Genomic DNA, 21,699 nt, shown 5'->3' on the forward strand with positions numbered 1-21,699 from the left:
AATAGGAAGCATTAAATAGAAAACAGCAGCTTTTATGGCAGAAGAAAAATACCTGCTCCATAAAACTGCTGTTTTTTATATACAAGTTCACTATCCAAGTACAGCCTTTACAAGTGCATTGGCTTTCTCAAAATCCCCGGCTTCGGGATTCCACAGCGATTTAATATTTTCATCGACCACATCGAATCCGGAGTCCTTTAATTGTTCTGCCAGAACCTTGTTTCCTTCGCCGCTCCATCCGTAACAGCCGAATACAGCCGCCTTTTTATTCCTGAATTTCAAAGATTTCAAGAAATGAAGCAGCCCGGCCAAATTGGACAGTATATCATTGCCGACGGTTGGAGAGCCTACTGCGATTGCTCTGGATTTAAAAACCTCGGTCATAATTTCATTTTTATCTGATTTTGAACAATTAAACACTTTTACAACAGTATCCGGGCTTACGTTCTGAACTTCTTTTGCAATGCGGTGAGCAATCTTTTCCGTACCCTGCCACATCGTATCATATATGATGGTAAACTGGTCCTCCTGATACGCCTTTGACCATGTGGCATATTTTTCCACAATCTGTAAGGGGTTATCTCTCCAGATAGCCCCGTGGCTTGGCGCAATCATGTCAATCGGAATATTTAATCCCACAATCTCATCAATCTTTTTAGAAACCAGAGGAGAAAATGGATTTAATATATTCGCATAATACTTCATGGCTTCTTTGTTGAGCAGGCATTGGTCAGCTTTATCGTTGAACAACTCCTCCACGGCGTAGTGCTGTCCGAAAGCATCATTGGAGAATAAGACATTGTCACTTGTCAGATAAGTCGCCATACTGTCCGGCCAGTGCAGCATACGCATTTCCACAAAGATTAATTTTTTACCGTTGCCGATATCTAAGGAGTCTCCGGTTTTTACAACATGAAAGTCCCATCCGTGCTTACCAAATTGCCCTTCCAGGCTTTTGAGAGCGTTAGCGGTACAGTAGACAGGCGTATCGGGAATTTCCTTCATCAATTCTACAAGGGCTCCGGAATGATCCACCTCTCCGTGATTAGCTATAATATAATCAATTTTATTTAAGTCGATTTCTTTCTTTAAATTCTCTATAAATTCAAATCTGTGAGGAGCCCATACAGTATCTATTAATACCGTTTTCTCTTCTTCTACCAGATATGCATTTTGACTTGAACCATTAAAAATGGAATAGTCGTCTCCATGAAAATGTTCCAGTTCCCAATCTATATAACCAATCCAGCTTACATTACCTTTTATTGTTCTTTTCATTGTGTCATTCCTCCTGATTTATTTTACAAATAATATACTGTTTTCTAAGAATATGTGATTGTGAATATCATCCTGTAAATCCTTCAACTGTTTGAAAGTAAACTGATAGGTTGCACATCCATCCGCTGGAGCGGTATAGTTGTTGGTTTTCTCGGCAAGGCTTTTCAGCATATTGCCTACGTGCTCATGTTCCCTCTCCAGTTCAGAAAAATCCACATCATTGCCTGCTGTAAAATCCGGAAATTCACGTTGTTCCTCTTTTGCAAAATGAGGAATTAAGTCCGCCTTTATTGATAAAAAAGTATCATAGACATCTGAAAGTTCTTTCCCGTGATTCTCATAGTGGACATTTATGAGTTTTTGCAGACTTTTATCCATTTCGTCTATCCATTTAAGTTCCGGTACATGATGTGTTTTCACGATATAAGCAATTAAATCTTTCTTGCTTAAATCCAAGGGGTTTTCTGTTACATTAACATTTTTCTTCTGGCGGTTCAGCAAATTAATAAAAGAATCTACATCCAGTTTCTTTTCCTCGAGGGCTGTTGCCAGAGGTCTGTTTCCTCCACAGCAGTAATCGATGTTTTCATCGGACAGAATTTGAATAATCTCTGGATTGTCCTGTATAGCCTTTGCTACAGTCATTTCTTTAGTAATCATAAAAAACACCTCCTTTTCATTGGATAATTCTTTGTTTAAGTAGAGTATACCCAACAAAGGAAATAAAAACATTGATTTGAATCAAGTTTTTCAATTTTTCGGAATTTATAAGCTTTATTTGTTTTGTCCCATATGCTTTATATAGTTGTGTCATGGATTCGTTCACTGCGTTCCAAAATCAATCGTGCAAAGGAATTCATCTGTTTAAAATTTCAAGATTAGGTGTTTTTTTGGTGTCAGCTATGTTATACTTAAAACATGTGATTTATACGAATTATGAAAGAAAAAGTTGAGGTGCTATGATGAGTGAAAAGATGAAATCAGAAGAGTTACAGACAAGGGAAGAGCGTGAAGAGACAATGGCAGACTATGAAGAACATTTTGACGATGCCAACCCATGGAATCGAGTTCTTGATTATATGGAGAAGAAGACCATTTTACCGATTAAAGTAGAAGGCATTGTAAATGGCGGAGCTATAGCGATGGTGGAGGGACTGCGCGGATTCATCCCGGCATCAAAGCTTTCACTTTCCTATATCGAAGATCTGGAGACATATTTGCTGAAAGACATGGAAGTACGAGTTATTGAAGTCGATCAGGCTAATAACCGCCTTGTATTGTCTGCCCGCGAAATATTAAAAGAGAAAGAAAAACAGGCACGAAAAGAACAGATTGAGAATATTAAGATTGGTACAGTCATGGAAGGTAAGGTAGATAGTCTGCAAAGCTATGGTGCATTTGTCAATCTGAAAGATCATCTTTCCGGGCTCGTTCATATTTCACAGATTTCTAAAAAGCATATTAAGACTCCGGGAGAAGTACTTAAAGTAGGCGATTCTGTCAAAGTTAAAGTTATTGGAGTTAAGGATGGGAAAATCAGTCTGAGTATAAAGGCTCTTGAGGACTCCCAGGAAGAAGCAGCAGAAAAAGTAGAGCTTCCCAAGAGTGAACAAATCGGAACAAATTTAGGTGATTTATTTAAAAACTTAAAACTGTAGCAATTATTCAAGAGCACAGGGCAAGGAAATTTGAGCTTTTGATAGAAAATAACTTCTTTTTAACAAGAATAATGATATTAAGATTCTTGTTAAGAAGGAGTTTTTTTTGTGTCGAAATCAAAGACAAAATTGATATAAAAAATACCTATATCATGATAACACTCTGGTATTAAACTAATAACGGCTTTTCCATATATTAATTATAAGAAGGACACAACCTATGAGAACTGCCTTGATTCAGAACGGTTATGCATGAAATTAATTAAATTTTTCATCCCACTTTTCTGCTTTCGATTTTTATTCCAAATCAGACGCGCCCTAATATTCGGGCAGTCAGAAAGAGAGATTGAAACGATGTTTTCGTTGGGGGACAAAGTACCGTCGTATAGGAAAGTAGATGCTGTATTATTATCCACCAGCTTTTGAATCGTGTGTAACTGGTCTGTATGAAAGAGAATATTCGGCTGCAGGTTATACTGTCGAAAGTGCTGGACCACGAAGGAAGTGATGAAGCTGTCCTCATTTAGCAATACCAGAGGAATATTGCGAAGCTGTTCAAAATTAATCTCAGTCATACAGGCAATTGGGTTTTCGATGGATGTATAGAACAGGACATCCAGATTACATATATCGATGTAGTTAAGTGCTGAAGACAGCGGTCCGGTACTGGATATGATGGCTGCGTCGAGAGTTCCGTCTGTCACCATGGATTTATTAGTGAGGGAGCCGTGTTCGATAATAGAAAGCCGGGTGTTGGGATAAGCCTCCTGCAGATTCGCCAGAATATCTGGAAAAACCAGGGATCCGACCATGGGCGGTAACCCAAGATTGACTGCTGGATTTGTATTTCCCATAGCGGTCATTTCTGATATAAGCGCATCTGCCTGTTCTAATATATCAGATGCCTTGTCCAGAAAAAGAGTTCCTTCTTTTGTAAGAATAAGTCCTTTGCTCAGCCGGTAAAACAAAGTAACACCGAATTCGTCTTCCAGATCTTTGATGACATTAGAAAGGCTGGGCTGAGAAACGTGCAATTCATTCGATGCACGGGTTATGTTGTTATATTTACAAATGGTTTTAAAATACCGGAGCTGCGAGAGTTTCAATTCTTTACCTCCTAATAAATATTCTTTTTTGGGATTTTTACATTATATAGCGCAAAAAAATAAATATTCAATAATTTATTAAATGTAATGAAAAGTGAAAGGAGAAATGCAAATGATCAGACATGAAGTAACGGAGTGGAATACTCAGCAAAAGAAGAAAAGGGGGAAAATAGAAACAATCTGCCGCTTTTCAGATGGAAAGGTAATAGGGGAGGATCAGATTGTGGACCTTTTAGAGACGGCAATCCTGCCTGGCGAGATTGTAGTTATTGAAGGAGATAACCAGAAACAGGCAGTTCAGTTGTCAAAAGGACTTGCTAAGGTAGACTCGAGGAAAGTACATGATTTACATATTGTGATGTCTGCTCCGCAAATGGAGGAACATTTGGACATCTTTGAACTGGGAATTGCAAGAGAATTAGATTTTTCCTTTGCTGGGAATTCCGCAAAGAGATTACCGATGATGATTAAGGCAGGAACAATTAAGATTGGAGCCATTCATACATATCTTGAACTGTTCAGCCGGCTGTTTACAGACTTAATTCCCAATGTATGCCTTTGTGTTGCAGAGGAAGCAGATAAGAACGGTAACCTATATACCGGCAATAACACAGAAGAAACTCCGACGATTATTGAAGCAACTGCATTTAAGAGTGGCATCGTTATTGTACAGGTAAATAAACTGGTAGATAAGGTTACGAGGATTGATATTCCGGGGGAATGGGTTGATTTTGTAGTGCCCACCAAAGACCCGAGTATCATTGAACCTCTAATGACCCGTGACCCGCAGTATATCAAAGATGTACATGTGTTGCAGGGTATGATGGCCATAAAGGGAGTCTATGCAAAGCATCTTGTAACGAGAATGAATCACGGTATTGGATTTAATACAGCGGCAATTGAGCTTCTGCTTCCGACCTATGGTGAGGAGCTGGGACTCAAAGGCAAAATATGTACGAACTGGGTTTCTAATCCAATTCCAGCGATGATTCCGGCAATTGAGACTGGATGGATTAAGAGTGTGGTCGCATTTGGGAGCGAGGCTGGTATGGAGGATTATGTGGCAGCAAGACCGGATGTGTTTTTTACCGGTATTGACGGAAGTTTGAGGTCTAACCGCTGCTATGCACAGATGGCCGGGCTCTACGGTATGGATATGTTCACAGGTGCCACCTTACAGATGGATGGGATGGGTAATTCCTCTACTGTCACCAAAGGCAGGATTACAGGCTTTGGCGGAGCGCCGAATATGGGATCCAATCCTCATGGAAGAAGACATTCCTCATCAGCCTGGGACAGCATGATTCTTGATAGGAGCGACCCGATGGCCAAAGGACGGAAGCTGGTAACACAGATTGTCCGTACGCAGACTAAGGCCGGGCCAACCTTTGTGGAAGAGCTGGATGCAGTAAAGGTGGGAAAACAGGCAGGCTTCCCGGAGCCCCCTGTAATGATTTATGGAGAGGATTTGACACACTTGATTACAGAAGTCGGACTTGGTTATGTATACATGGCTGAAAATGTTGAAGAGAGAAAAAAGATTATTGCGGCAGTGGCAGGAGACACACCGATTGGACACACGATTACAACTAAGGAGATAAATGAGCTTCGGGCAGCAGGCAAAGTGATGTTCCCTGAGGACTTGGGCATTGATCCGTCCGAGGCAACCAGAGAGCGGCTGGCGGCAAAGAACATGAAGGAAATCACAGATTGGTCCGAAGGTCTTTACAAGGCACCGCCGAAATTTAGGAACTGGTAAGATACAAAAACATATATGAATAAAAAATGAGAGGAGAAACGAAGATGGCAGAGCAGCAGGAATCAAATTATGAAGAGTATATGAAAGGTCTGGTGGCGAGAGCGAGCGCAGCGCAGAAGATTGCAGAGACTTATAATCAGGAGAGGGTTGACGAGTTATGTGAGGCGGTATCTTATGCTGCCTGTAATGAGGATTTTAGAAAGAAAGCGGCCAGAATGCTGGTAGAAGAGTCTAAAATGGGCGTATATGAGGACAAATTTAACAAGATTCGCAATAAGGCTATGGGCGTATATCGTGACATGAAAGGTGAAAAATCTGTAGGCATCATTGAAACAGATTCTGATAAAAATCTGGTAACCTACATAAAACCTATGGGTGTAATTGGAGCTATCACTCCAGTTACCAATGGTGAGGCAACCCCAATTGTAAAGACGCTGTGGATATTAAAGAGCAGAAATGCGCTGATCATCTCCCCCCACAGAAGCGGAAAGAATACTGCTGTGTATGTAGTGAATTACTTAAGAAATGTATTAAAACAGATGGGGGCACCAGAGGATCTGGTGATCTGTGTTGATCCGGAGTATGTGGGCCGCCCATGTGCTGCAGAGATGATGAAGCAGTGTGATTTTCTCGTAACAACTGGTGGATCGGGACTCGTGAAGACTGCGTATTCTTCTGGGACGCCAACGATCGGTGTCGGAGCCGGCAACGCGACTACTTACATCGATGACACGGCGGATGTTAAAGATGCAGCGGCAAAGATTTGTAAATCTCAGATATTTGATAATTCCTCCAGCTGTTCTTCAGAGAATAATATCATCGCCAACGAGGCTATATACGATAATTTTGTTGAAGCCTGCAGAAATGAGGGAGGATATCTAATTGAAAATGGTTCCCCGGAAAAAGAAGCGCTGGTTAAGACGATTTGGCCAGAGTGGCCGGCAAACCATAAGCTTAACCGCAAGATTGCAGCGAGAAGCCTTCAGACTATAGCAGAGCTTGCAGGGATTACACTTCCGTTCTCAACCAAGTTTCTATTGTTAGAAGAGTTGGATGGCGTTGGAAAGGAGTTTGTGACAACAGGTGAGAAACTGTGCCCGGTTGTAAGTCTAATCAAGGCAAAGGACTTTGAAGATGGCCTTGAGAAGATGGAGAGAATCCTGGATTATCAGGGAAACGGACATAGTTGCGGTATACATACTAAGGATGATTTAAAGATAAATCAGATGGCGCTTCGGATTAAAGTGGCAAGAATTCTGGTAAACCAGCCACAGTCGCTTGGAAACTCGGGTGCGTACTTCAACGGACTACCGATTACTATGTCTCTTGGATGTGCCACATGGGGCGGAAACAGCACCTGCAGAAATGTGACGTGGAGAGACATCACTAACACGACGACAGTCTCCAGACCGGTGGAGGAAATAATTCCGACGGAGGAAAGTCTATACTCAGAAAAAGTGAGAAACATGATATTCCAGCCATAGATAGTTTTTCCAAAAAGTTTGTAAATGTAACTTCTCAGATAGGTAACGAAAATTTAAGAGTAGGAGTGAAGGATCATGACAGAATCAATTCATAAATATTTTCAGATTGGAACCATCCAGTGGATGAGCCATCCGCCAAACAGCTACGAACTTCTGGATTCTGTAAAGACTATAGCGTGTGATGAATTTTTTGATGCGCTGGAAATATCAAAAATAGCGGATGATGGGACAAGAGAAAAAGTAAAAAACATGTTGGAACAGGCTCACATGAGAGTTTGCTACGGTGCCCAGCCAAGACTCTTGGGACCAGGATTAAACCCCAATGACATTGCCGAAGAGGAGAGGAAGAAAGCGGAGACTACCTTGATAGAAGCTGTAGACGAGGCAGAGTATCTCGGTGCCAAAGGTATAGCTTTCTTGGCTGGAAAATGGCAGGAAGAGACGAAAGATCAGGCATACATCCAGCTCATAAAGACAACAAGAAATGTATGTGACTATGCAGCGTCCAAAAGCATGATGGTGGAGCTCGAAATCTTCGATTTTGATATGGATAAAGCAGCTCTCATTGGTCCTGCACCTTATGCGGCACAATTTGCGGCAGATATGCGTAAGACAAATAACAACTTTGGGCTTTTAGTGGATTTATCTCACTTCCCGACGACCTATGAAACATCTAAATTTGTTATTCAAACTCTGCGTCCGTATATTACACATTTCCATATTGGAAACGCCGTGGTTAAGAAAGGATGCGAGGCGTATGGCGATCAGCATCCGAGATTTGGCTTCCAAAATAGTGCTAATGATATAAAGGAGCTAACGGACTTTTTTACAGTATTGAAGCAGGAGGGCTTCCTTTGTGCAGATAAACCATATGTACTGTCGTTTGAAGTGAAGCCGTGGGGTGAGGAAGATTGTGATTTAATTCTTGCTAATACAAAACGAGTTATCAACAGAGCATGGGCACTGGCAGAGTAGGAAGGAGGAGTATAGCATGAAGATTGTTATTCTAGATGGATATACAGAGAATCCCGGCGATCTCAGCTGGGAGGAAATGGAAGCACTGGGGGAACTTACGGTATATGACAGAACATCTCTCACAGATACCCAGGAGACGATTGACAGAGTTGGGGATGCAGAGGTTGTTATTACTAATAAGACCCCCATCCCGAAAGAGGTCTTTGAAAAATGTCTGCACATCAAATATGTAGGCGTGCTGGCAACCGGGTATAATGTGGTAGACGTTGACACTGCAAAAGCAAAGGGCATCCCGGTTACTAATATTCCCACCTATGGAACCGATGCCGTGGGACAGTTTGCCATTGCACTGCTGCTGGAAATCTGCCACCACATAGGACATCACTCAGATGCTGTACATGGAGGCAGATGGAGCAGCAATGACGATTGGTGTTTCTGGGATTATCCGCTTATCGAACTGGCAGGAAAGACCATGGGTATCGTCGGGTTTGGGCGTATCGGGCAAACAACAGGCCGCATTGCTAAGGCTCTTGGAATGAATGTTATTGCAAACGATGAATTTAAGAGCGAGTCCGGAAAAGCCATTGCTGCTTATGTGGACAGAGATACTCTTTTTGCTCAGTCAGATGTTATTGCACTGCATTGTCCACTATTCCCTGAAACGAAAGGAATGATTAACAGGGGAAATATAGCAAAGATGAAGGAGGGTGTCATCATCTTAAATAACTCTCGCGGTCCGCTTATCGTAGAACAAGATTTAAAGGACGCACTGGACTCAGGAAAAGTCTATGCAGCTGGCTTGGATGTTGTGTCCACAGAACCAATCAATGCGGACAATGTTCTGCTTCACGCAAAGAATTGTTTTATTACACCTCATATTTCTTGGGCCCCAAAGGAAAGCAGACAGCGTTTGATGAATATTGCAGTCAATAATTTGAAGGCATTTGTGGAAGGTAAACCGGTTAATGTAGTGAATCAACAATAGAAATAGATATACAAAAGATAAAGATTATGAAAGCTCATACAACAGAATATAATCTAATAGAAAGCTTGTATAATATGCAGACAATTAAAATATAGGTGCCAAAAAATGTAAAACATACCGATCCGGGGAGGGACTTTTACAATTGTATGTGAAAGGAGTATTATAGTATGGGTATAGCTGGTATATCTCTGTTACTGTTGGTATTGGCAATTTTAATAGGATTTTTCCGAAAGATTAACGTAGGGGTAATCGCAATTTTGTTCGCGGTCATTCTTGGGTACGGTAGTGGGTTATTTACAGGAAAGGAAGTCATAGCCGGATTTAGTGGATCGCTGTTTCTGACGCTTGCAGGAGTGACGCTTCTATTCGCAATTGTACGGTCCAACGGTGCACTGGAACTTCTGATGAAGAAGGTGATCGCGAAGACGGGACGCGCGGTCGTACTGGTACCAATCATTGTATTTGTTTTCTCGTGGCTGGTTTCTGCCAGCGGTCCCGGATTGATTCCAACGGCGGCTCTCATCGCGGTACTGGTTATTCCAATCGCTCATGAGACGGGTTTTCATCCTGTCATGCTTGCTGCTATCGGCGTACATGCAGCAAACGCCGGACGTTTTACCATGCTGACCGTAGAGGGAAATCTGGTTACGTCTCTTTTAGCGGAACAGGGGTACACGGAGAATATCATGTTCCCATTGTGTTTAAGTGTAACTATTTTGGCAGTTATCCTCTCTGTGCTTGCATACATATGGTATAAAGGTTACAAAGTAAAAGCATCCGACATCTATATTACGGGATTTGAGCAACATTTTACGAGGCAGCAGATTTTGTCTTTAGGTGGTATGCTGGTGATGGCAGTACTGATTCTCATATTCAAGTATGAGACGGGATTGGCGGCCTTAAGTGTATCTGCAGTACTGATTCTTCTGAAGGTCTGCGATGAAAGTGTTGCGATTAAAAATGTACCCTGGGGAACAATTATCCTGGTGACAGGAGTTGGCGTTTTGATGAATCTGGTTATTGCGTGCGGTGGTATCGATATACTGTCTGGTTTCCTTGGAAGTATCATGACACCAGCGACAGCCTCCGCCCTAAGTGGAGTTACTGCAGGTATCTTGTCTTGGTTTAGTTCCACGCTGGGGGTTGTAATTCCCACACTGGTACCGACGGTAGGTAATATCATTGAACAGGTGGGAGGTAATGTAACTGTACTGGAAATCGTGGCGGCTATCGGCTTTACTTCCTCCAGCGCAGGTTTAAGCCCGGCTTCCACAGCAGGTGCTCTGATCATGGGGGCGATTGGCGGTGACTCGGAGTTCTCCCAAAAATATAAAGCAGATAAGCTGTTTGTGGAATTATTTGCATGGGCGGCAGTCAGTATTGTTTTTATAGCATTAATTGCACTTACAGGGTATTTTCGGTGGTTTGTATAGGAAAAAATATCAATCAGAAACTGCATCGGTCTGGCATATGACAGAGGAATCATCCAAACTCTTAATGTTATAGCATATTTGCGGATAGAAAATAATAGCACAAAAATAAGAGCAGATCAACAATGCAAAGGTCTGCTCTTAAGCTTTGTTTTATACTAATATACCCAAAAACTCTTTCGCCGGAGAAGAACAAAAAGGCTTAATTTAGAAGGTGTGGGTTAAAGCTCGGTATACTGCAGATACGGGTTTTCTGTCTCATAGAATTTCTCTTCTTCTACAGCCTCGGCAATTTTCGTATCTATTGGCATTTTCCCGAGTACCGGAATTTCTAATTCTGCGGCAATTTCCTCCAGGTGGCTCTCGCCGAATACGTTGATTTTCTTGCCACAGTCAGGACATTTTACATAGCTGTAATTTTCCACCACTCCCAGTACCGGAATATTCATCTGTTTTGCCATATTGTAAGCTTTCTTTACAATCATACGGACAAGATCCTGAGGGGAAGTCACAATTACAACTCCGTCTACGGGAAGAGACTGAAATACGGTAAGTGGGACATCTCCGGTTCCCGGCGGCATATCTACAAACAGGTAATCCAAATCGCCCCACATAACATCTGTCCAGAATTGGGTTACAACTCCGGAAATAACAGGTCCTCTCCATATGACCGGAGCATCTTCATCTTCCATTAAAAGGTTTACAGACATTATCCTTGTTCCGTCTTTTGCGACACAGGGGAATATTCCATCTTCCGTTCCTTTGGCCATCTCGTGCACGCCATACATCTTGGGTATGGACGGCCCTGTAATATCGGCATCCAGAATTCCTACTGTATATCCTTTCTCGCGCATCATTCTTGCAAGGGAGCCGGTAATCAGTGATTTACCGACACCGCCTTTTCCGCTGATGACACCTATTACCCGCTTTACCTGTGAATGTGCATTTGCAGGTGCGCCAAAATCGGCTTTTTTACTTTGACATGTCCCGGCCTGGGCACATCCAGAACAAGATTCCTGGCTGCAGCCGCTGTTATATTCTTCTGCCATATTTATCTACCTACTCTTTCTTACTTTATATTAGTGTAATCGGCACAGCTAACTGTGTATTTGTTTATTATAGCATATTATTTTCAATTTTTGGTTGACGAATTCCATAAAAAATGGCAATCTTAGTATGTATTATGTAATGATAACAATGGTAAAAGGGGGATATGAGATGAATAACATGGTAAATACAAAGAAAATATATGTAGTGGGCCATAAAAACCCTGATACTGATTCTATTTGTTCTGCGATAGCCTATGCTGATCTAAAGTCAAAACTGACAGGGGAAATATATACTCCCCGGAGGGCAGGGCAGCTTAATGAGGAGACGCAGTATGTACTGGAGCGGTTCAAAGTAAAGACTCCAAAACTTCTTTCTGACCTGCGTGTTCAGGTAAAGGATGTGGAATTAAGGAAAATTGAGGGGATAGGCGGCTGTGTCTCTATTAGGACAGCCTGGGCCCGGATGAAGGAACTGAATATTAAGACATTGCCTGTCACCCGGGGAGGAAAGCTGGAAGGCCTGATTACAATCGGTGACATTGCAACCTCCTATATGGATGTGTATGACAGCTCTATTTTGTCTGAATCCAGAACACAGTACCGCAATATTGCCAGCACCATTGGCGGGAAAGTTGTTGTGGGGAATGACCATCGTTTTATGTCAAGGGGGAAGGTGGCAATTGCAGCTTCGGGCAGGGAGTTGATGGCTGACTTTGTAGAGAAGGACGATTTACTGATTCTGGGAAACAGACCAAATGTTCAGCAGGATGCTCTTGATTTGAATGTGAGCTGCATCGTTGTGTGTCAGAGTGCGGAGATTTCAGAAGATGTTATAGAGCAGGCAAGGAGAAAAGAGACTGTTATTATCAGTACACCTCACGATACTTTTACGGTAGCAAGGCTAATCAATCAAAGCATTCCGGTAAATTGCTTTATGACAAAAGAAGGTCTTGTCACATTCGGCATGAAAGATTACGTAGATGATGTGAAAGCAGTGATGGCGACAAAGAAGTTCCGAGACTTTCCTGTTCTGGATGAAAGTAGAAACTTTTTGGGGTTTATTTCAAGAAGAAGACTTTTGAACAGTAGAAGAAAACAGGTTATCCTGGTGGATCATAATGAAAAGAGCCAGGCCGTGGACGGAGTGGAAGAGGCAGAAGTGTTAGAGATTATCGATCACCATAGGCTGAGCAGCATTCAGACTATCGGGCCTGTATTTTTCAGAAATCAGCCGGTAGGATGTACCGCTACGATTATTTACCAAATGTATCAGGAAGAAGGAGTAGAGATTGAGCCAGTTACAGCATCACTTTTATGTTCAGCGATTATATCGGACACGCTGATGTTCCGTTCGCCTACCTGTACCCCTCTGGATGAGACGGCAGCGCGGAAACTGGCAGAGATTGGGAAGATTAACATAGAGGAACTGGCACTGGAAATGTTCAATGCAGGCAGTAACCTCAAAGGAAAGAGTGCAGAAGAAATTATTTTCCTGGATTTCAAACAATTTACGGTGAATGAGACGGTTATAGGTGTGGGGCAGGTTAACTCTATGAGCACTGAAGAACTGGAAGGAATAAAAATAACGGTACTGCCTCATTTGGAAGAGGTTAGAAAGAAAAATAATCTGGATATGATATTCTTCATGTTGACGGATATTGTGACCGAATCTACGAAGCTTTTGTGCTGTGGTCCCGAGTCCCTGAGCAAGGTGCTTATGGCTTTTGACTTGAATGAAGATACGGAAGATATTGTATTAAAAGGTGTTGTATCGAGGAAGAAGCAGCTTGTGCCTACGCTGGTAGGAGCATTGCAGCAGTAGTGGCAGAGAATAGAAAGGAAAAGAAAATGAGCAGACAATTATGGAAACCGGGAAACATGCTGTACCCTCTGCCTGCCGTAATGGTGAGTACGGGAGACTTAAAGGGAAAACAGAACATTCTGACTGTTGCCTGGACGGGCACTATTTGCACAAATCCGGCTATGGTCTACATTTCTGTAAGGCCGGAGAGGTATTCTTATCAAATGATAAAGAATACCGGAGAGTTCGTTATCAATCTTACAACAGAAAAACTGGTAAAGGTCACAGATTACTGTGGCGTACGGTCGGGAAAAGATGTGAATAAATGGAAAGAGACGGGACTTACTCCGGGAAAAGCTAAAAATCTGGAGTATGCCCCGATTATACAAGAGTGCCCTGTGAATATAGAATGCAGAGTAACAGAGGTAAAAGAGCTGGGCAGCCATCACATGTTTATTGCTGAGGTCAGGGGAGTTCAGGTGGATGATGTCTATATGAATAAGACAAATAAATTTGAACTCAATAAAACAGGCCTTCTGGCATATTCCCACGGTGAATATCTTTCTTTGGGAAACACCCTCGGAACATTTGGATATAGTGTGCGGAAAAGCACAAAAGGCAAAAAGAAATCTACAGGGAAGAAATAAATCTTTCGAAGGCTTGCAGTCCTTTTTCTGTATACTTGTACACACCGGCATCCTTCAGAACCTGACAGAATACCTTGCCGATTTCCTGCTTTAAGATGAAATCTATATTATTTTGATTCACCTGGCTGTAAGCCGGGAGAAATCCCTCCACCCAGTCTGCATGTTTTGCAAGTGTCTTATTGTTTCGGATATTTTCCCCTTCGAGAATATAATTTTTCAGCTGGTCCATCTCATCCTTAAGGCGGGAGGGCAGTACTGCCAGACCCATGACTTCAATCAGACCGATATTTTCTTTTTTTATATGGTGCAGATTATTATGAGGGTGATAGACTCCCAGTGGATATCTCTCGGTTGTTATATTATTGCGGAGTGTCAGATCCAGTTCATATTGATTGCCACGCATTCTTGCTATTGGAGTGATTGTGTTGTGAGGCGTTCCATCTGTCTGAGCAAAGATAAAAGAGTCTTCGTCTGTATAGCCTCTCCATGTACGAAGAATGTGGGCTGCAAGTTGTGCTACCCGCTTTTCGTCCTGTCCCTGTAACCGGATAACTGAAAGAGGCCATTTTATAATTCCGGTGGTGATATCCTCATAATTCTTCACTTCAAAGGTACGGATAACAGGAGCCTTTTCCATGGGAAAGGTATAATTTCCACCTTGAAAATGCTCATGGCTTAAAATGGAGCCCCCCACAATGGGAAGATCGGCGTTGGACCCTACAAAATAATGGGGGAACAGTTTTACAAACTCAAATAGTTTCTCGAATGTTTCTTTTTCTACCTTCATGGGAACGTGTTCTTTATTCAGTACTATACAGTGTTCATTGTAATATACATAGGGAGAATATTGAAATCCCCAGGGCCTGTTCTGTATGGAAATGGGAATAATGCGGTGGTTTTCCCTGGCCGGATGATTGGACCTCCCGGCATATCCTTCATTTTCCATACAGAGAAGGCATTTGGGATAGGATAAAGCTTTTGCGTTTTTGGCAGCGGCGATTGCTTTCGGATCCTTCTCCGGTTTTGAAAGGTTGATGGTGACATCCAGTGTGCCGAATTCTGTATCTACCGTCCACTTTATATCCCTGTTGATACGGTATCTGCGTATATAATCACTATCCTGGCTCAATTTATAATAATAATCAGTAGCTGATCGGGGAGATTCTTTGTATTTTTCCCAGAACTGCGCCTGAACCTGGGCAGGGCGCGGCATTAAAGTGTTCATCAGTTTCGTATCAAATAAATCCCTGTGTAAAATGCTGTCCTCTATGATTCCACGCCGACAGGCTTCATCCAGCAGTTCCTTTAATATATCCTCTAACACAATATGTTCTAAATCACAGGGGGTGTCTTCATAGTTATCTTCTCCAAAAAGTTCCAAAAGAAGGTTGACTGTATATATACGTTCACACTCTGGAGTCAGTCCGGTTTGAATTCCATACTGTACTAATTTTTTGATTGCTTCATATAACATAGATACTGCCTCCGTTAATCTCTTTTAGTACTGCAAAACAGCAGTTGTGAAGCATCCAGTTTACGGGCTCCATCGCCAATGTCCACAGTATAAAAATCTGCATCGTGCCCTACCTTGCTTTTGTAGGTTCTTCCAACTGTTTCAATAAATGCGTCTATACTGTCATTTTTTACAATGCTGACTGTACATCCTCCGAAACCGCCTCCCGTAATTCTGGAGCCGATTACGCCGGGAACAGACCAGGCAAGATCTGTGAGAATGTCAATCTCTTCACAGGATACCTCGTAGTCATCCCGCAGAGAAATATGTGATTTATTCATGAGCACTCCGAACTGCGTGATATTGCCGCTTTTTAGTGCTTCCACCGCTTCAATGGTACGCTGGTTTTCGGAAACGGCATGCTTTGCCCGCTTTATCAGAACCGGGTCTTTGATGACTTCCTTGAATTTATCAAAAGTGTCCATATCCAGATCTCCCAGAGAATCAATATCCAGCTCTTGCTGCAGTGCGGCCAGAGCTGCCCCACATTCCTGCCGGCGTTCATTATATTTTGAATCTACCAGGCTGTGCTTTACTTTACTGTTTGTGATAATGATTTTCGCATCTTCCAGTTCAATGGGAGCATATTCATATTGCAGTGTGGCAGTATCCAGGAAAATAGCATTGTACATTTTCCCCATAGCTACGGTAAACTGATCCATAATCCCACAGTTGCAGCCGTTAAAATTATTTTCGGAATATTGGCAGATGAGTGCCAGGTCAGTCCTACTGAATTTATGAACGTCAAACAAATCCATCAGGATAATTCCGGTCAATACCTCAAGAGAAGCGGAAGACGAGAGGCCGGAACCGTTTGGAATATTCCCCCATATTACCATATCAAAGCCGGTATTTAGAATGACTTTCCTTTGGGCAAAGGCCCATACAACACCCAGGGGGTAGTTGGCCCATCCATAATCTTGTTTATTTGTCAGATCATCAATAGAAGCTTCGACTACACCGAAGCTGTCCAGGTTCATGGAATAAAAGTGCATTGTCCTGTCTGTGCGTTTACGTGCGATACCGTATGTTCCAAGGGTAAGTGCACAGGGAAAGACATGCCCTCCATTATAATCAGTATGTTCGCCAATTAGATTGACCCGGCCCGGGGAAAAATAAAAACTGGCGCCGTCTGCATTTCCGAATAGTTTTCCAAATATTGAAGCCAATTGTTCTTTCATATAAAAACCTCACTTTCGTCAGATAAACATGCTGCAAAAATTCAATTGCATTTACTTGACATTATTATAGAGGGAAGGGAAAGAAATGTATATAAAAAAACTGCTCAAAAATATGTAATTATGTTGCATCAATGCAAAACGAAAGGGTATAATGAGAATTAGGGTTCGGTCATATGATGGCTTAGAATCTGGTCTACGGGAGGAGAAAAGAACATGGAAGATGTCTACAAGCATTCCTATAAAGCAGGAGAGAACCTCATGACATCGCTGTCGGTCTACAATGTAGGCCATCAGAAGTGCGAGCCTGGATATCAGTGGGGACCGGGAGTAAGGAATCATTATTGCATTCACCACATTATTTCGGGCAGAGGTTATTATATTGTGAATGGGAAAACATACCATCTTTTTGCCGGGGACACCTTTATACTTTACCCGGATACTGAGGTAAGATATTATGCTGATATACAGGATCCGTGGGAATATGCATGGGTGGGTTTCATGGGCGGAGATGCAGCATCAATCATTCATTCTACAGGTTTTGCGAGGGAACATCCCGTGATTTACAATGACGGCCCTCCGAAGGGGCTTTTATACAAACAGCTGACTCGAATATATGAGGTGAAAGGAAACAGCTATGAAGCAGCGGCAGCAATGACGGGTGCCCTATATACTCTGCTTGCCACATTCATGCAGTATGCCGTCCAAGCAGAGCAGTTAAAGGATATTCGGTTCAGTTATGTGGAGAAAGCCAAGGCGTACATATCCACAGGTTATTCATATCCTATATCGATAGAGGAAGTGGCGGATTATGTGGGAATCAGCCGGAGCCATCTCTACCGTGTTTTCAGGGAATGTCTGCACCTGTCTCCGAAAGAATACCTGAGCGACTTCCGCATTAAACAGGCCTCACGACTGCTGAAGGAAACCACACTGTCTATAGCAGCCATAGCATATTCTGTTGGATTTGAAAGTAACCTATACTTTTCAAAAGCTTTTAAAAAGCATACAGGTCAAAGCCCGTCAAAATATCGGAGAAACTATCTCACGACTCTTTTAAAACATTAATTTTTAATCGCATTTTCCTTTTGAATAGAAGTGAAAAGAGCGCGGCAGCAGCAATCTCTGCTATGGGAATAGCCTTCCCATCTTATTTTCGATATCATATTATCTATAAAAGTTTGCAATAATGCATATATTTATAAAGAAGTACTTATAAAGGACTGTATGTTGTTTGCGTTTAAAAAAAATGATGCAGGGAGTGGGACTTGTCTATGTGCTTTTATTGTTGGCACTGGTTTGCCCGACACCCTTTACAAAGAATCATACAAAAGAGAAGGCGCAGGAGGCCTCTGACCCAAATGACAATGTGCATGCAGCTGGCACAGAAGAAAAGCCTAAAATAGCGATTACATTTGATGATGGACCCAGTGCAGACTGTACTCCCACCCTTCTGGACGGACTCAAAGAAAGAGGCGTAAAAGCCACTTTTTTTCTGATTGGGCAGAATGTGGAGAAAGATCACAACTGTGAAATCGTGAAACGTATGTATGAAGAAGGGCATTTGATCGGAAACCATACATACCATCATGTAGAAATTACCAGAGTGAGTAATGAGACTGCCTATCAGGAGATTGTGATGGGCAATAATGCAATCAAGAATATAACAGGCCAGGAAGTAGAATATATGAGGCCTCCTTTTGGCCTGTGGCAGAAAAAGCTGGAACAGGAAGTTCACGTGCTGCCGGTTATGTGGACGATTGATCCACTGGATTGGGCAACGGCAAATACAGACGAAATTGTCAATAAGGTAGTGACGAAAGCGAGAGAAAATGATATCATTTTATTACATGACTGCTATGACAGTTCCATAAAAGCGGCCCTTCGCATTATTGATTTGCTGGAAGCGGAAGGGTTTGAATTTGTGACAGTAGATAAATTGATGTTGAATTAGTGTACTATAGAGTAAGAGAAAGCATGGTGAGAACAATGGATTTGTTTGATTATATGAGAGAGACCAATAAGGAAAAGGAGGCACCCCTTGCCTCCAGGATGCGCCCAGGCACATTGGATGAAGTAGTGGGGCAGCAGCACATTATAGGGAGAGACAAACTGCTGTACAGGGCGATCAAAGCGGATAAGCTGAGTTCCCTGATTTTTTACGGACCTCCCGGTACAGGAAAGACAACACTTGCAAAGGTAATCGCCAACACCACCAGTGCACAGTTCAGGCAGATCAACGCTACGATTGCCGGAAAGAAAGACATGGAAGAAGTCATTAAAGAGGCAAAAGACCTGCTGGGTATGTACCAGAAAAAGACGATTCTGTTCATCGATGAGATTCACAGGTTCAATAAAGGACAGCAGGATTATCTGCTTCCTTATGTGGAGGACGGTACTATAACACTTATAGGGGCCACAACGGAGAATCCTTACTTTGAAGTAAATAGTGCCCTGTTGTCAAGATCCAGCATATTTGAACTGAAGACGCTGAGCCGGGAAGAAATCAAAATCCTTCTAAAACGCGCAGTATATGACAAAGATAAGGGAATGGGCAGTTTCAAGGCGGAAATTGATGATGATGCCCTGGAGTTTCTCGCCGATGTATCAGGGGGGGATGCCAGACAGGCTCTAAATGCAGTGGAACTGGGAGTGCTGACTACGCAGAGGAGCGAAGACGGACTCATTCATCTCAACTTGGAGGCAGCTTCCGAATGCATCCAGAAGAGGGTGGTACACTACGACAAAGCAGGCGACAACCACTATGATATAATATCAGCTTTTATAAAAAGCATGAGGGGTTCTGATCCTGATGCGGCAGTCTATTATCTGGCTAAAATGTTGTATGCCGGGGAAGATGTTAAGTTCATTGCCCGGCGGATAATGATTTGTGCTTCGGAGGATGTGGGAAATGCAGACCCGATGGCACTCACAGTCGCGGTGTCGGCTGCCCAGGCGGTGGAGCGTATAGGAATGCCGGAATCACAGATTATCCTCTCCCAAGCTGTGACTTATGTGGCATGCGCTCCCAAAAGTAATTCTGCGGTAAATGCGATATTTGCGGCGAATGAAAGTGTAAAGGGGCAGAAGACAACTGTTCCTTCCCACTTACAGGACGCACATTATAAAGGCTCACAGAAAATGGGGCGCGGGACCGGCTACAAGTATGCCCACGATTATCCCGGACATTATGTAAAACAGCAGTATCTTCCCAATGAAATCAAAGACGCCAGATTCTATGAACCAGGCGCCCTGGGATATGAAAAGACAATCAGAGAATATTTAGAGAAGCTTAGACAGGAGTAACGCATAGATGGTCTGACTATTTCCGGCCCAGTTATTGGCGATGGTTTCAGCTTCTGCTTTCGTAGGGACAGCTATTTTTAAATCAATCAGGCTGAAACCGTTTTCCACAATCTGACAGCTGACCTCATACTCGTGATTTGTGTTCAGGTAATAGTCTGATTTGACAGCGGATTCTTCCTTCAGATCATATTTTTTTTCTTTCAGGAATTCATTGATGTCTTTTTGGATGCCGGGTGATACTTTATTCGCGAAAAAACGTATAGTCTCAGCCCCGTTTTCTGTCAGGTGATACAGTGTGCGGTTATGGGTTGCCTCTACTTTCAGCAGTCCGGAATCTACCATGTCCGACAGGGCTTCCTGCAGTTTAAAATAGGTTGTATAACCTTTATCCAATATGAATTCTGATATCTGGGAGGTAGTAAGCGGAAAGTCTACTTTCTCCAGCATGTACAATACAATCAGCTTATATAAGGTAAATGTTTCAGTCATAATATTCCTTTCCCTGCCATATATCCTGCTCCTTCAGGTAACGGTGCAGTGTGTTTAAAACAGTTCTCTTATTGCTGGTCCAGAGAGGGGCAATCAGCAGATCTTCGGGCCCGTCCCCTGTCAGACGGTGTATGGTAATACGGGGATCCAGGCGGGCAATACAAATACCCAGAAGTTGGATATACTCCATCATATCGGGGATATAGAAGGGCTGCTTTATAAATTCGGCGGCAAGAGCCGTATCTTTTAAGACATGGAGAAGCTGTAATTTAATGCCCTGTATATTCATCTGGTTCAGATAATCCAGAGTCTCCAGCATGTCTTCGGAGGATTCTCCCGGAAGGCAGAGGATGGTATGAACGATTACTGTAATTCCCAAATCCCGCAAATTTCGAACTGCTTCATCAAAAACAGGAAGCTCATATCCTCTGCGGATGTATGATGCAGTTTTAGGATGAATCGTCTGAAGCCCCAGCTCTATCCATACAGGTTTTATCTGATTCATTCTTCCAAGAAGAGCAAGAACATCTTCACCCAGGCAGTCAGGCCTGGTTGCGATGGAAAGAATCTTGACCTGAGGGTCCCTGATGGCCTCCCGATATAACTTCTCCAGATACACAACGGGAGCATATGTATTAGTAAAAGCCTGAAAATACGCAATATATGAGTGTACCGGGCGCTTCTTTTCTAAAGCTTGTTTTCCCGCTGCAAGCTGTTCCGAAATGGTGGCGCCGGCGTCGTCTGCAAAGTCGCCAGAGCCCTTGCTGCTGCAGAAAATACAGCCATTTTGGCCAATGCTGCCGTCACGGTTTGGGCAGGTCATGCCGCCGTTTAATACGATTTTATAAACCTTTTCTCCAAAGGTGTTTTTTAAATCATAATCCAGTGAATGGTAACGTTTTTCTGCCCAGCGGTTCATCTGCGTCGCCCCTTAAACTTTTTAATTATCTATCCATTATCATAACACTCATAGAAATACAGTGCAAGGAGGAACATGAGACAAAGAGATTGCACGAAAAAACTTTGCTTTTTTCAAAAGAT

At 42.6% G+C, this 21,699-nt stretch carries 19 protein-coding genes; 11 read left to right on the plus strand and 8 right to left on the minus strand.

Annotation, left to right across the window (positions count from 1 at the left end):
* Positions 1-90: 90 nt before the first annotated feature.
* Positions 91-1,278 (minus strand): MBL fold metallo-hydrolase, encoded by a 1,188-nt coding sequence (locus BN3456_RS13845; protein WP_089985022.1) that lies wholly within the window; start codon positions 1,276-1,278, stop codon positions 91-93.
* Positions 1,279-1,296: 18 nt separating this feature from the next.
* A complete protein-coding gene (locus BN3456_RS13850; RefSeq protein WP_089985025.1) occupies positions 1,297-1,938 on the minus strand; it encodes a DUF542 domain-containing protein in 642 nt (213 codons plus the stop codon).
* Between the two features lie 299 nt (positions 1,939-2,237).
* On the opposite strand from BN3456_RS13850, the gene BN3456_RS13855 reads away from it, so the two are divergent.
* Positions 2,238-2,936, plus strand: coding sequence for a S1 RNA-binding domain-containing protein (locus tag BN3456_RS13855; protein ID WP_347458067.1), 699 nt, complete (start codon positions 2,238-2,240; stop codon positions 2,934-2,936).
* 218 nt (positions 2,937-3,154) lie between these two features.
* On the opposite strand, the gene BN3456_RS13860 is transcribed toward BN3456_RS13855, so the two are convergent.
* The gene (locus tag BN3456_RS13860; RefSeq protein ID WP_089985029.1) at positions 3,155-4,042 is read right to left on the minus strand and encodes a LysR family transcriptional regulator; all 888 of its coding nucleotides are present in this window, start codon (positions 4,040-4,042) and stop codon (positions 3,155-3,157) included.
* A gap of 112 nt (positions 4,043-4,154) precedes the next feature.
* On the opposite strand from BN3456_RS13860, the gene mdcA reads away from it, so the two are divergent.
* From mdcA to BN3456_RS13885, 5 genes are all read left to right on the plus strand, one after another.
* Positions 4,155-5,801, plus strand: a complete 1,647-nt coding sequence (gene mdcA / locus BN3456_RS13865) for a malonate decarboxylase subunit alpha (protein WP_089985032.1) — start codon at positions 4,155-4,157, stop codon at positions 5,799-5,801.
* A gap of 44 nt (positions 5,802-5,845) precedes the next feature.
* Positions 5,846-7,285 (plus strand): aldehyde dehydrogenase family protein, encoded by a 1,440-nt coding sequence (locus BN3456_RS13870; protein WP_176699211.1) that lies wholly within the window; start codon positions 5,846-5,848, stop codon positions 7,283-7,285.
* 75 nt (positions 7,286-7,360) lie between these two features.
* Positions 7,361-8,260, plus strand: coding sequence for a sugar phosphate isomerase/epimerase family protein (locus BN3456_RS13875; protein WP_089985037.1), 900 nt, complete (start codon positions 7,361-7,363; stop codon positions 8,258-8,260).
* A 16-nt stretch (positions 8,261-8,276) separates the two neighbouring features.
* The gene (locus BN3456_RS13880; protein ID WP_089985039.1) at positions 8,277-9,245 is read left to right on the plus strand and encodes a D-2-hydroxyacid dehydrogenase; all 969 of its coding nucleotides are present in this window, start codon (positions 8,277-8,279) and stop codon (positions 9,243-9,245) included.
* Between the two features lie 167 nt (positions 9,246-9,412).
* Positions 9,413-10,678, plus strand: a complete 1,266-nt coding sequence (locus BN3456_RS13885; protein ID WP_089985041.1) for an SLC13 family permease — start codon at positions 9,413-9,415, stop codon at positions 10,676-10,678.
* A gap of 218 nt (positions 10,679-10,896) precedes the next feature.
* Here BN3456_RS13885 and BN3456_RS13890 read toward each other — a convergent pair whose 3' ends face one another.
* Positions 10,897-11,724, minus strand: coding sequence for an Mrp/NBP35 family ATP-binding protein (locus tag BN3456_RS13890; protein WP_089985044.1), 828 nt, complete (start codon positions 11,722-11,724; stop codon positions 10,897-10,899).
* Between the two features lie 169 nt (positions 11,725-11,893).
* Here BN3456_RS13890 and BN3456_RS13895 point away from each other — a divergent pair, with 169 nt between their 5' ends.
* Together BN3456_RS13895 and BN3456_RS13900 are read left to right on the plus strand one after the other, a co-directional pair.
* Positions 11,894-13,546 (plus strand): putative manganese-dependent inorganic diphosphatase, encoded by a 1,653-nt coding sequence (locus BN3456_RS13895; protein WP_089985047.1) that lies wholly within the window; start codon positions 11,894-11,896, stop codon positions 13,544-13,546.
* A 26-nt stretch (positions 13,547-13,572) separates the two neighbouring features.
* The gene (locus tag BN3456_RS13900; RefSeq protein WP_089985567.1) at positions 13,573-14,172 is read left to right on the plus strand and encodes a flavin reductase family protein; all 600 of its coding nucleotides are present in this window, start codon (positions 13,573-13,575) and stop codon (positions 14,170-14,172) included.
* Here BN3456_RS13900 and galT read toward each other — a convergent pair.
* Positions 14,156-15,646 (minus strand): UDP-glucose--hexose-1-phosphate uridylyltransferase, encoded by a 1,491-nt coding sequence (gene galT / locus BN3456_RS13905; RefSeq protein ID WP_089985050.1) that lies wholly within the window; start codon positions 15,644-15,646, stop codon positions 14,156-14,158. The genes BN3456_RS13900 and galT overlap by 17 nt on opposite strands.
* A gap of 14 nt (positions 15,647-15,660) precedes the next feature.
* Entirely contained in the window at positions 15,661-16,866 is a 1,206-nt protein-coding gene (locus tag BN3456_RS13910) for a galactokinase (RefSeq protein ID WP_089985052.1), read from the minus strand.
* Positions 16,867-17,079: 213 nt separating this feature from the next.
* On the opposite strand from BN3456_RS13910, the gene BN3456_RS13915 reads away from it, so the two are divergent.
* From BN3456_RS13915 to BN3456_RS13925, 3 genes are all read left to right on the plus strand, one after another.
* Positions 17,080-17,931 (plus strand): AraC family transcriptional regulator, encoded by an 852-nt coding sequence (locus BN3456_RS13915; protein ID WP_089985055.1) that lies wholly within the window; start codon positions 17,080-17,082, stop codon positions 17,929-17,931.
* 166 nt (positions 17,932-18,097) lie between these two features.
* On the plus strand, positions 18,098-18,817 hold the full coding sequence (locus BN3456_RS13920; protein ID WP_347458068.1) for a polysaccharide deacetylase family protein: 720 nt from the start codon (positions 18,098-18,100) through the stop codon (positions 18,815-18,817).
* A gap of 35 nt (positions 18,818-18,852) precedes the next feature.
* A complete protein-coding gene (locus BN3456_RS13925; protein WP_089985569.1) occupies positions 18,853-20,169 on the plus strand; it encodes a replication-associated recombination protein A in 1,317 nt (438 codons plus the stop codon).
* Here BN3456_RS13925 and BN3456_RS13930 read toward each other — a convergent pair.
* Positions 20,146-20,658 carry a DUF4364 family protein gene (locus tag BN3456_RS13930; protein ID WP_089985057.1) on the minus strand — a complete coding sequence of 171 codons (513 nt, stop codon included), beginning with the start codon at positions 20,656-20,658 and terminating at the stop codon, positions 20,146-20,148. The two genes, BN3456_RS13925 and BN3456_RS13930, sit on opposite strands and share 24 nt — an antisense overlap.
* On the minus strand, positions 20,651-21,577 hold the full coding sequence (locus BN3456_RS13935; RefSeq protein WP_089985060.1) for a TIGR01212 family radical SAM protein: 927 nt from the start codon (positions 21,575-21,577) through the stop codon (positions 20,651-20,653). The genes BN3456_RS13930 and BN3456_RS13935 overlap by 8 nt, the downstream gene beginning before the upstream one ends.
* Between the last annotated feature and the right edge of the window lie 122 nt (positions 21,578-21,699).

Source organism: Clostridium sp. C105KSO13 (assembly GCF_001517425.1).
Taxonomy (GTDB): Bacteria; Bacillota; Clostridia; order Lachnospirales; family Lachnospiraceae; genus Muricomes.

What these genes read in the sequence shown, in the direction of transcription:
- BN3456_RS13910 (WP_089985052.1), bottom strand. Translation starts at nt 16,866, where the DNA reads ATGAAAGAACAATTGGCTTCAATATTTGGAAAACTATTCGGAAATGCA.
- BN3456_RS13890 (WP_089985044.1), bottom strand. Translation starts at nt 11,724, where the DNA reads ATGGCAGAAGAATATAACAGCGGCTGCAGCCAGGAATCTTGTTCTGGA.
- BN3456_RS13915 (WP_089985055.1), top strand. Translation starts at nt 17,080, where the DNA reads ATGGAAGATGTCTACAAGCATTCCTATAAAGCAGGAGAGAACCTCATG.
- BN3456_RS13855 (WP_347458067.1), top strand. Translation starts at nt 2,238, where the DNA reads ATGATGAGTGAAAAGATGAAATCAGAAGAGTTACAGACAAGGGAAGAG.
- BN3456_RS13885 (WP_089985041.1), top strand. Translation starts at nt 9,413, where the DNA reads ATGGGTATAGCTGGTATATCTCTGTTACTGTTGGTATTGGCAATTTTA.
- BN3456_RS13900 (WP_089985567.1), top strand. Translation starts at nt 13,573, where the DNA reads ATGAGCAGACAATTATGGAAACCGGGAAACATGCTGTACCCTCTGCCT.
- BN3456_RS13935 (WP_089985060.1), bottom strand. Translation starts at nt 21,577, where the DNA reads ATGAACCGCTGGGCAGAAAAACGTTACCATTCACTGGATTATGATTTA.
- BN3456_RS13930 (WP_089985057.1), bottom strand. Translation starts at nt 20,658, where the DNA reads ATGACTGAAACATTTACCTTATATAAGCTGATTGTATTGTACATGCTG.
- BN3456_RS13850 (WP_089985025.1), bottom strand. Translation starts at nt 1,938, where the DNA reads ATGATTACTAAAGAAATGACTGTAGCAAAGGCTATACAGGACAATCCA.
- BN3456_RS13845 (WP_089985022.1), bottom strand. Translation starts at nt 1,278, where the DNA reads ATGAAAAGAACAATAAAAGGTAATGTAAGCTGGATTGGTTATATAGAT.
- mdcA (WP_089985032.1), top strand. Translation starts at nt 4,155, where the DNA reads ATGATCAGACATGAAGTAACGGAGTGGAATACTCAGCAAAAGAAGAAA.
- BN3456_RS13870 (WP_176699211.1), top strand. Translation starts at nt 5,846, where the DNA reads ATGGCAGAGCAGCAGGAATCAAATTATGAAGAGTATATGAAAGGTCTG.
- galT (WP_089985050.1), bottom strand. Translation starts at nt 15,646, where the DNA reads ATGTTATATGAAGCAATCAAAAAATTAGTACAGTATGGAATTCAAACC.
- BN3456_RS13880 (WP_089985039.1), top strand. Translation starts at nt 8,277, where the DNA reads ATGAAGATTGTTATTCTAGATGGATATACAGAGAATCCCGGCGATCTC.
- BN3456_RS13895 (WP_089985047.1), top strand. Translation starts at nt 11,894, where the DNA reads ATGAATAACATGGTAAATACAAAGAAAATATATGTAGTGGGCCATAAA.
- BN3456_RS13875 (WP_089985037.1), top strand. Translation starts at nt 7,361, where the DNA reads ATGACAGAATCAATTCATAAATATTTTCAGATTGGAACCATCCAGTGG.
- BN3456_RS13925 (WP_089985569.1), top strand. Translation starts at nt 18,853, where the DNA reads ATGGATTTGTTTGATTATATGAGAGAGACCAATAAGGAAAAGGAGGCA.